Below are 10,251 nucleotides of genomic sequence, written 5' to 3' on the forward strand. Positions count from 1 at the left end.
GCCGCCACGCGCCCTCCATGGCGCGGGGCGGCTAAACCGGCATCCCTGCCGGTTTACCCCCCAAATCCCTGCCGAATTCCGGCCAGCGTGTTTGACGGGGCGCCTAAGATCAAAAGCAGACGCGGCGGCCTTAGAGCCGACCGGTAGCGTTTGCCGACCGCATTCCCCTGTAGGAGCCGGCTTGCCGGCGATGCAGGCGCCTCGGTCTCAGGCGGTTACCGTTTTACCAACCAGTAGTCATGCAGCGCCCGTGCAGCGGGTTCGATTTGGCTGACGCGTTGTTGGTGCGCCTGTACATCCAGGTCGGCGGGCAGTTCGAAGTTGTCTTGTTCGGCGCACCAGGAGATTTTTTCCAGCTCTGCAGCCTGGGCGGCTGGCAGTTCCGGCCAGTTGCCGATGGCGGCGCCGCGGATGTAGCCGAAGCACCATTCTTCGGCGAGGGTCACGGTGTGGCCCTGGTGGTCGGTTTCGTCGAAGCGGGCCTTGAAGCCGCTGGCGTCGGTCGCCAGTTGTTCGGCGAGGGTGTTGAGGTGGCGCACGCACAGTTCGAGGAAGCGTTGTGCTTCGTCCATGTTTTCCCACTCGGGGTTTTGCCCGCCCCAGATCGCCGGGAACCACTCGGCCACGTCCACCTGGGCCGGGCTGGACACCAGGGCGGTGAAGTAGCCGTCGAGTTCGGCCAGGTTCAGTACGGAATGGTCGTCGCCGTATTTGAGCAGGGTGTCTTCGATGAATTCGAATTCGGCCGGGGTGAGGGGGTGGGCGTGCATGGGCATATCCTTTAAACGTCGAGCGCCGCAGGTGGGGCGGCTTAAAGCGCGAAGGATGGTACTTAGGACGGTTTTTTTCCAGTACTTTCCAGGCGCTGGCACAGCTTGCTCACGCACATCGAGCCCACCACTGCGAGGATGATGGGCACCAGGAAGTCATGCTCAATACGGGTGAATTCCGCCACCAGCACAATCGCCGTCAGCGGCATGCTCATGCTGGACGCCAGAAAAGCCGCCGCACCGATGATCGCAAACGCCCCCAGGGGGACGCCCGGCCACGCCAGGCTCCAGGCGCCACCAAGGATGATCGCCAGCAGTGCGCCGTTGGCCAGGCCCGGCGTCAATAGCCCGCCTTCGGCGCCGGCGCGCAGGCTGCTGGTGGTGATCAGCACCTTGACCAGCAACAGCAGCGCGGCCAGGCCAATGCTCAGTTCGTTGTCGAACCCCAGTTGTGCCGGGCCTTTGCCATTGCCGAGGATTTGCGGCAGCCACATCGCCAACACGCCGATGACCGTGAAGTTGATCACTGACAACACCGGCAGGCGCCAGCCTCGTGCGGCATTCGCCCGTGCGCGGCCGGTGAGCCGGGTGAAACCGTAAGCGGCCAACCCGAACACTGGCCCGCACACCACCGCCCAGGCGATCAAGGCCGGGCTCAGCACGAAGTGCGGCACCACGTATTGGGATTCGGCACCCAACCCGATCCACGCCACCGAAGCGGCAATCGCCGAAGTCGCCAAGGCAATCACCGCGGCGGGCCAACTGAACACGCCCACCAGCACTTCCAGCACGAACACCGCGCCGCCCAACGGCACGTTGTACACCGCCGCCAGGCCTGCGCCGGCGCCGCAGGCGACGATCAGGCGATGCATCGGCGGGGCGAGTCGCGCCCGCTGCGATAACCAGGTGGCGGCCAAGGCCCCGACTTCCCGTGGCGCCACTTCACGGCCCAGGGGCGAGCCGAGGGCCACGGTGATGATCTGCAGCACGGCGTGGGCGAGGGTGGTCTTGGGCGGCATGATCGGCATCTTCTCCGACACCGCCTGCTTGATGCTCACCAGCGGCCGGCCATAGTGATAAATCAGCCACCAGCCGAACCCGGCCACCAGGCCACACACCACCAGCACCAGCAAGCGCCGTTCGGGGGCGGCCGCGGTCACGCCGAGCAGGAAAGTTTCGTGGCTGACCAGGCTGTCGAGGCTGTAGCCGTAGGCCAGGTGTTGAATACCGTGCAGCAGCAACGCCAGGAGCATGCCGCCAAGCCCCGCGCCGATGCCGGTCAGCACGACCACCAGGGCCAGTATCAACGATGAGCGAAACGTGGACGGCATACACAACTCCAGACAATGGCCCTGATTGTATAGCCGATAAATCGCCTGCCCTGGGTGAAATGTATCGCCGCTGCATGAAGCGCCGCGCCACAACATTTCATTACCTTTGCCAGTCCCGGTTTTGGCCGATGCGCCGTCCTGCACCCTTGGTATAGTTCGGGCCTTACTACTCGCCAGTCAGGGATCACTGCCATGTCCGAATACCAAGCTTTCGTCGTCGAACTCACCGGCAACGTTGCCCATGTGCAGATCAACCGCCCGGAAAAGATCAACGCGATGAACGCCGCGTTCTGGACCGAAATCATCGACATCTTCCAGTGGGTCGAAGACACCGACGCCGTGCGCGCCGTGGTGCTCAGCGGGGCCGGCAAGCATTTTTCGTCTGGCATCGACCTGATGATGCTGGCTTCGGTGGCCAATGAATTCGGCAAGGACGTGGGCCGCAACGCACGCCTGCTGCGCCGCAAGATCCTTGAGCTGCAAGCCTCGTTCAATGCCGTCGACAACTGCCGCAAGCCGGTGCTGGCGGCCGTGCAGGGCTACTGCATCGGCGGTGCGATCGACCTGATCAGCGCCTGCGACATGCGCTACGCCGCCGAGGGCGCGCAGTTCTCCATCAAGGAAATCGACATCGGTATGGCCGCCGACGTCGGCACCCTGCAACGCCTGCCGCGCATCATCGGCGACGGCATGTTGCGCGAGCTGGCCTACACCGGCCGCCAGTTCGGCGCCGAGGAAGCGCGCAGCATCGGCCTGGTCAATCGCGTCTATCCCGATCAGGAAAGCCTGTTGGCCGGGGTGATGGAGATCGCCCACGAAATCGCCGCCAAGTCGCCGATTGCCGTGGCTGGCACCAAGGCCATGATCAGCTACATGCGTGACCACACAGTCAATGATGGTCTGGAATACGTTGCCACCTGGAACTCGGCTATGTTGCAATCCAACGACCTGCGCGTGGCCATCGCGGCCCACATGAGTAAGCAGAAACCCGAATTCGTGGATTGACTGACATGACCCCAGGCTGGATTACCACAACACTTCTGGACAACGACACCCCTGGCGGCTGGGCCGTCGCCCGCAGCCGCGACGGCTTCTTGCATGACGCCAACGGCCCGCTGTTCCCCCGGGAATGGCTCAAGCGCCAGGACCTGGCGGTGTTTGCCGAACACGGTATCGGCCACCTCGACGGCGAGCCGGTCTACCTGCTGGAGCTGGACGCCGCCGCCGAGGTGGAAGGTTGCAGCTGGCAGGGCCTGCGCGCGTTCATGCTGCAAGGCGACCACACGCTGTACAAAGTGTTGGGTTACGCCGCGCAGATCGGCACCTGGGCGCGCGAACACCGTTTTTGTGGCAGTTGCGGCCAGGCCATGGTCCAGGTGCCCCGCGAGCGTGCGATGCATTGCCAGGCCTGCGACCTGCGCAGCTACCCACGCATTTCGCCGAGCATGATTGTGCTGGTGACCCGTGGCGATGAGATCCTGTTGGCCCGTTCGCCACGCTTTGTCACGGGTGTGTACAGCACGCTGGCGGGGTTTGCCGAGCCGGGGGAGTCGGCCGAAGACTGCCTGATCCGCGAGGTGCGCGAAGAGGTGCAGGTGGAGGTCAAAAACATCCAGTACATGGGCAGCCAGTGCTGGCCGTTCCCGCACTCGATGATGCTGGGCTTCCATGCCGAATACGCCGGTGGCGACATCGTGCCCCAGGCCGACGAGATCGAAGACGCGCAGTGGTTCAACATCCACGACCTGCCGCCGTTGCCGGCGTCACGTTCGATTGCGCGCTACCTGATCGACCTCTACCTGGCCCGTCGCTTAGGCCACGCTGAACCAGTGCTGCCAGGCTAGGCGTACTGTCAGGCCGAGGACCACGGTGATGAACACCGGGCGAATGAATTTGGCGCCGCCGCTGATTGCGCTGCGGGCGCCAAAGAACGCGCCGCACATCACCGAAACGCCCATTGCCAGGCCGACGATCCAGTCCACCGAACCATTGATGATGAACACCGTCAGCGCGCCCGCGTTGCTGACGAAGTTCATGCTGCGCGCCACGCCGCTGGCCTTCACCAGGTCGATGGGGTGCAGCAGCATGGTGCTCACGGTCCAGAACGCCCCGGTGCCCGGGCCGGCCACGCCGTCGTAGAAGCCCAGGCCGAAACCCTGGGTGGATTGCCATTTCTTCTTGATCGGCGCATCGGCGTCCAGCGGCGCCTTGGGCGTGCCGCCGAACAGCAGGTACACGCCACAGGCGAACACAATCACCGGCAGCATTTTGTTCAGGGTTTCGGCGGGCAGGTAGTGGGCGACCACGGCGCCGCTCAATGCGCCGATCAATGTGCCGACGATGGCATGCACCCACTGGCGTGGGTGGAACAGCTTGCGGCGGTAAAAGGTGAAACTGGCGGTGGCCGAGCCGAAGGTGGAGCTGAGCTTGTTGGTGCCCAGCACCAGGTGCGGTGGCATGCCGGCCGTGAGCAGGGCCGGTGTGGTCAGCAGACCGCCGCCGCCCGCGATGGCGTCGATGAAACCGGCGATAAAGGCGACAAGCGCCAGGATGGCGAGGGTGGTGAGGTCAACGCTGAGTTCGAAGGGCATGGGCAGGGCTTATTCTTGGCAGGGTGCGCAGCGAAGGGGCTGCGCCAAAGGCCTGCATCTTACCTGCCGGAGGTAGGTAGTTCCAATGTGGGAGCTGGCTTGCCTGCGATGACGGTGGACCTGCTACCGATAGGTTGACTGACCCACCGCTATCGCAGGCAAGCCAGCTCCCACATTCTTACGGTGCCCGCTTAGGACCTGTGTGTTTCGATCCACTCAAGCGCCGTACGCCACACACAAATCCCCAGGAAATACGCCGACATCAGCGACCACAACCCAAACGTCCACGGGTTGGTGTTCGGGTAGTCCACCACCATCAGGAAGCTGCACAGCAGCCAGATCGTGGTGACGGCGATATTGATTGGCATGAAGCGCTTGACCCGGAACGGGTGCAGGAACTTCATCGGCGTCACGGTCAGCAGTGCCAGGCCGATCACCGTGAGCAAGGTGACCCAGGCCTCCGGCTGGATGATGTACACGCACAGCGCCACCACGTTCCACGCCGCCGGGAAGCCGACAAAGTAGTTGTCCTTGCTCTTCATGTTCACGTTGCAGAAACAGAACAGTGACGACACCAAAATCACCGACACCGTGAACAGATGGGTGAAGTCCGGCAGGTCGATGTAGCGGTAGATGAACAGCGCCGGGATGAACACGTAGGTCAGGTAGTCGATCACCAGGTCCAGCACCGAGCCGTCGAAGCTCGGCAACACGGTGCTCACATTGACCCGGCGTGCCAGGGAACCGTCGACGCCATCGACCACCAGCGCCAGGCCCAGCCACAGCAGGCAGGCCTTGGGCGAGTTTTCCAGCAGCGCCAGGGTGGCCAGAAAGGCCAGCACCACACCGGTGGCGGTGAAGCCGTGGGCGCCCCAGGCTTTGAGTCTGGCTACATGCAGGGTCGATATCACGGGCGGTTCTCCAAAAGGTGAAACGGGGCAGCCGACAACGTAACGCCGTCGAGTCTGGCCGGGGAATGCAGGTATCGACCGGGAAGGGGGGGATAAGGTTCACCGCCCCGGTGTATCACTTAGCGTAGCAAGCGTAGGACGATTCGGCATCAGCCCTGGCGGAACACCAAGGCCTTCAAGCCACTTTGCGGGTCAATATCAGGAAATTCCGGCGGGTTTTGCAGCCGTTCGATAAAACGCAGGCCCGGCGCTTCGCGGGTCACGCCGTCGATCAGGAAGTCTTCGCCCAGGGCCGGGTCGTTCATGCAGGCCAGTACCGTGCCCTGTGGCGTGAGCAGGTCCGGCAGGCGGCGCAGCACGCGCTGGTAGTCCTTGGTCAGCAGGAAACTGCCTTTCTGGAAGGACGGCGGGTCGATGATCACCAGGTCGTAAGGGCCGTTGTGCGTGACCTTGGCCCAGGACTTGAACAGGTCGTGGCCCAGGAAGCTGACCTGGCTCAGGTCATGACCGTTCAGGCGGTGATTGTCACGGCCACGGCTCAAGGCGCCACGGGCCATGTCCAGGTTCACCACATGCTCGGCACCGCCTTCGATGGCCGCCACGGAGAACCCGCAGGTGTAGGCAAACAGGTTGAGCACGCGCTGGCCCTTGGCCTGTTCGCGCACCCAGTTGCGGCCGTAGCGCATGTCGAGGAACAGCCCGCTATTCTGTTTTTTACCCAGGTCGATCAGGTAACGCAGGCCGCCTTCGGTGATGATCAGCTCTTCGACCGGGTTGCCCACCAGCCATTCGGTGGTGCTTTGCGGCAGGTAGCGGTGTTGCAGGGCCACGGTGTAGTCGGCCAGTTGCGTGCGCAGCAGCTGTTTCAGGTCTGCCAGTGGCTGCGCCTCGGGTTCCTTGAACAACGAGACCAGCACCACGCCTTGCAGCCAGTCCACCGTCAGTTGTTCCAGGCCCGGCCAGCAACGGCCACGGCCGTGGAACAGGCGACGGGTTTCGTCCGGTGGCGTGGCCAGGGCGGTGACGAGGTGAGCGTGCAGGGTGGCGAGTGCGTCTGGGGTCATCGTTGAGCGTCAGTCATTGAGCGGGCGGCATTTTAAACACAGTTGCAGGGTTTCGGGGTGCTTGAGCACAACGTGCTGGAAAAAAGCCAGTTGGCAGTGATTCATGCTCAAAAAGCTGCAAGCTGCGCCTGATAACAGGCAAATAATCCTTTGGCACCGACATAAACTGGAAAAAAAGCCCGGAGGTGCCCATGAACGGTTTCGCGAGTGCAGTCAATCACGCAGCAGTGGATCAGGTAGAGCTGGACGAGTGGCGTGACGCCCTGGCGTCCCTGGTGGCCAACGCCGGCCCGGCCCGGGCCCGGCAGATCCTCGACCTGCTGGCCCGTGAAGGCAGCGCCCCGCACATCGACTGGAAACCACGCCACGGCACGCCCTATATCAATAGCATCAGCGTCGAACAGCAACCGCCATTCCCCGGTGACCTGGCCACCGAAGAGCGCCTGGCCTCGCTGGTGCGCTGGAACGCCCTGGCCATGGTGGTGCGCGCCAACCAGGCCTATGGCGAACTGGGTGGCCATATCGCCAGCTACGCCAGTGCGGCGGACTTGTTCGAAGTGGGCTTCAACCACTTCTTCCGTGCCCGCAATGAAGGTTTTGGCGGCGACCTGGTGTTCTACCAGCCGCATTCGGCACCGGGGATTTACGCCCGTGCGTTTCTGGAGGGGCGCCTCAGCGAGCACGACCTGGCCCACTATCGCCAGGAAATCGGCGGCCCCAACCATGGCGCACGGGGTCTGTCCAGCTACCCCCATCCGTGGTTGATGCCCGACTTCTGGCAGTTCCCCACCGGCTCCATGGGCATTGGCCCCATCAGCTCGATTTTCCAGGCGCGCTTCATGCGCTACTTGCAGCATCGCCACTTGCAGGACACCACCGACCGCCATGTGTGGGGCGTGTTCGGCGACGGCGAGATGGACGAGCCGGAAAGCATGTCGGCCCTGACCCTGGCCGCCCGCGAAGGCCTGGACAACCTGACCTGGGTGGTCAACTGCAACCTGCAGCGCCTCGACGGCCCGGTGCGCGGCAACGGGCGAATCATCGACGAACTGGAAGCGCTGTTCGCCGGCGCCGGCTGGAACGTGATCAAACTGGTCTGGGGCTCGGACTGGGACGCCTTGCTCGCCAAGGATGCCGACGGCTCGCTGGTCACCACCCTGTCCAATACCGTCGACGGCCAATTCCAGACCTTTGCCGCCAAGGACGGCGCCTACAACCGCGAGCACTTCTTTGGCCAAAGCGCGTCCCTGAAGGCGCTGGTGGCAGGCATGAGTGACGAGCAGATCGACCGCCTCAAGCGCGGCGGCCATGACATGGTCAAGATTCACGCGGCTTACCACGCGGCACGCCGGGTCAAGGGCAAGCCCACGGTGATCCTGGCCCAGACCAAGAAGGGCTTCGGCATGGGCGAGGCCGGGCAGGGCAAGATGACCACCCACCAGCAGAAGAAACTCGACCGCGACGCGCTGATCGCCTTCCGCAATCGCTTCCAGTTGCCGCTGAGCGATGAACAGACCGAATCCCTGAGCTTCTTCAAACCGGCCGATGACAGCCTTGAAATGCGTTACCTGCACCAGCGGCGCAATGCGCTGGGCGGCTATGTGCCCAGCCGCAGCCCGGTGGCGGCAACGGTCGCGGTGCCGTCGATAACGGGGTACGCCGGGTTTGCCACGGCGGCCGACGGCAAGGAAATGTCCACCACCATGGCCTTTGTGCGCATGCTCACCAACTTGCTCAAGGACAAGGCCCTGGGCCCGCGCATCGTGCCGATCGTGGCGGATGAAGCACGCACCTTCGGCATGGCTAACCTTTTCAAGCAGATCGGCATCTATTCCAGCGTGGGCCAGCGCTACGAGCCGGAAGACATCGGCTCGATCCTCAGCTACCGCGAGGCCACTGACGGGCAGATCCTCGAAGAGGGCATCAGCGAGGCCAGCGCCATCAGTTCCTGGGTCGCGGCGGCCACCAGCTATTCGGTGCATGGCCTGCGGATGTTGCCGTTCTACATCTATTACTCGATGTTCGGCTTCCAGCGGGTCGGCGACCTGATCTGGGCCGCCGCCGACCAACGTGCCCGAGGGTTTCTGCTGGGCGCCACGGCCGGGCGCACCACCTTGGGCGGCGAAGGCCTGCAGCATCAGGACGGCAGCAGCCACCTCATGGCGGCGACGGTGCCCAATTGCCGCGCCTACGACCCAGCGTTTGCCGGGGAATTTGCGGTGATCCTCGACCACGGCATGCGCCAGATGCTGGAGCACGATGTGGACGAGTTCTACTACGTGACCCTGATGAACGAAAACTACCCGCAGCCGAGCCTGCCGGACGGCGTGGAAGCCGCGATCATCAAGGGCATGTACCGCCTTGAGGGCGCCGCCAATGCCCAAGTGCGCCTGCTCGGCTCCGGCACGCTGGTGCGCGAAGCCCAGGCGGCGGCGCAGCTGCTGGCGGAAGATTGGCAGGTGACCAGCGAAGTGTTCAGCGTGACCAGCTTCAGCGAACTGGCGCGGGATGCGCGGGAGGTGGAGCGCTGGAATCGGCTGCATCCGCAGGACGCGACGCGGGTGAGTCATGTGAACGCGTGCCTGCCCCAGGGTGCGCCGGTGGTGGCGGTGTCCGACTATGTGCGGGCGGTGCCGCAGATGATTGGTGCGTACGTTGATTCCCGTTACACCGTGCTCGGCACGGACGGCTTTGGACGCAGTGATACACGGGCGGCGTTGCGGGATTTCTTCGAGGTAGACCGCCATCACATCGTGCTGGCGGCACTGACGGCGTTAGTGGAGCAGGGGAGTTTGGCGCGGGAGGTATGCCAACAGGCAATAGAGAAGTACGGCTTGCAATCGGAGCGTGCCGCGTCCTGGATCTCCTGAACAACAGAGATCACCTGTGGGAGCTGGCTTGCCTGCGATAGCGGTGGGTCAGCTACAGATGCATCGGCTGACCCCCCGCCATCGCAGGCAAGCCAGCTCCCACATGGGTTTTGTGGTGTTGCTTAGATAGTGGCAATCAGGGCAGGGCCGAAGGCTTCCTTGAGGAAACCTGGGGCGATGTACCGCTCGTAATGCGCCTCCGACAACAGGAAAAACTCCCGGTCAATCGCATCGCGCAAATCCGCCAGGTGCCGCTCGCGAAACTCCGGCAGCAGCGCCAGGCCATAGGCCTCCAGCTTGGAAATCACCCGCGCACCCCGGGCAATCAACTGGTAGGCCCAGCAATACGGCGACTGGTGCGGCACAAAACGGATCTTGCGGCTTTCCAGCTGCTGGCGCAGCAGGTGTGCGTCGAACACTTCCAGCTTGCTGGCCATCACCTGCACCAGCAACTGCTCCAGGCGCAACCACACCGCCTGCTTTTCCTCGGCGTTATAGCCGTTCCACTGGATCACCTCATGGTGATAACGCTTGCAGCCCCGGCAGACCAGGTCCCCGTAAACGGTGGAGCACAAGCCGACGCAGGGCGTCTTGATGGTTTGATTGGGCATAAAAACTTTTTAACGAGAGTGAACGCAAACCCTGTAGGAGCCGGGGTGGGGGGGGGGGGGGGGGGGGGGGGGGGGGGGGGGGGGGGGGGGGGGGGGGGGGGGG

Annotated in this window: 9 protein-coding genes; 3 read left to right on the forward strand and 6 right to left on the reverse strand. The window is 63.7% G+C overall.

Going from position 1 to position 10,251, the window contains the following annotated elements:
- Nucleotides 1-215 precede the first annotated feature (215 nt).
- On the reverse strand, nucleotides 216-770 hold the full coding sequence (locus AC07SU_RS11460; protein ID WP_494997071.1) for a UPF0149 family protein: 555 nt from the start codon (nucleotides 768-770) through the stop codon (nucleotides 216-218).
- Nucleotides 771-832: 62 nt separating this feature from the next.
- A complete protein-coding gene (locus AC07SU_RS11465; protein WP_494997072.1) occupies nucleotides 833-2,101 on the reverse strand; it encodes a chloride channel protein in 1,269 nt (422 codons plus the stop codon).
- Nucleotides 2,102-2,293: 192 nt separating this feature from the next.
- Between AC07SU_RS11465 and AC07SU_RS11470 the strand changes: the two genes are divergently transcribed.
- Both AC07SU_RS11470 and nudC read left to right on the forward strand, forming a co-directional pair.
- On the forward strand, nucleotides 2,294-3,106 hold the full coding sequence (locus AC07SU_RS11470; protein WP_178923397.1) for a crotonase/enoyl-CoA hydratase family protein: 813 nt from the start codon (nucleotides 2,294-2,296) through the stop codon (nucleotides 3,104-3,106).
- 5 nt (nucleotides 3,107-3,111) lie between these two features.
- The gene (gene nudC, locus AC07SU_RS11475; RefSeq protein WP_494997073.1) at nucleotides 3,112-3,945 is read left to right on the forward strand and encodes an NAD(+) diphosphatase; all 834 of its coding nucleotides are present in this window, start codon (nucleotides 3,112-3,114) and stop codon (nucleotides 3,943-3,945) included.
- Here nudC and AC07SU_RS11480 read toward each other — a convergent pair.
- The 3 genes from AC07SU_RS11480 to AC07SU_RS11490 all read right to left on the reverse strand — a co-directional run bounded on the left by AC07SU_RS11480 (nucleotide 3,913) and on the right by AC07SU_RS11490 (nucleotide 6,667).
- Nucleotides 3,913-4,692 carry a TSUP family transporter gene (locus tag AC07SU_RS11480; protein ID WP_178923401.1) on the reverse strand — a complete coding sequence of 260 codons (780 nt, stop codon included), beginning with the start codon at nucleotides 4,690-4,692 and terminating at the stop codon, nucleotides 3,913-3,915. The genes nudC and AC07SU_RS11480 overlap by 33 nt on opposite strands.
- Before the next feature lie 191 nt (nucleotides 4,693-4,883).
- On the reverse strand, nucleotides 4,884-5,603 hold the full coding sequence (gene pcsA / locus AC07SU_RS11485; RefSeq protein WP_494997074.1) for a phosphatidylcholine synthase: 720 nt from the start codon (nucleotides 5,601-5,603) through the stop codon (nucleotides 4,884-4,886).
- Nucleotides 5,604-5,752: 149 nt separating this feature from the next.
- Complete coding sequence (locus tag AC07SU_RS11490; protein WP_494997075.1) at nucleotides 5,753-6,667, reverse strand: class I SAM-dependent methyltransferase; 915 nt, start codon at nucleotides 6,665-6,667, stop codon at nucleotides 5,753-5,755.
- A 191-nt stretch (nucleotides 6,668-6,858) separates the two neighbouring features.
- Here AC07SU_RS11490 and mdeB point away from each other — a divergent pair, with 191 nt between their 5' ends.
- A complete protein-coding gene (mdeB, locus tag AC07SU_RS11495) occupies nucleotides 6,859-9,537 on the forward strand; it encodes an alpha-ketoglutarate dehydrogenase (RefSeq protein WP_494997076.1) in 2,679 nt (892 codons plus the stop codon).
- A 122-nt stretch (nucleotides 9,538-9,659) separates the two neighbouring features.
- Here mdeB and AC07SU_RS11500 read toward each other — a convergent pair whose 3' ends face one another.
- Nucleotides 9,660-10,148: a DUF1289 domain-containing protein gene (locus tag AC07SU_RS11500; protein WP_176997511.1), complete on the reverse strand. Its 489-nt coding sequence runs from the start codon at nucleotides 10,146-10,148 to the stop codon at nucleotides 9,660-9,662.
- Nucleotides 10,149-10,251: the final 103 nt, after the last annotated feature.

Source organism: Pseudomonas sp. GW821-FHT05H12 (assembly GCF_059419385.1).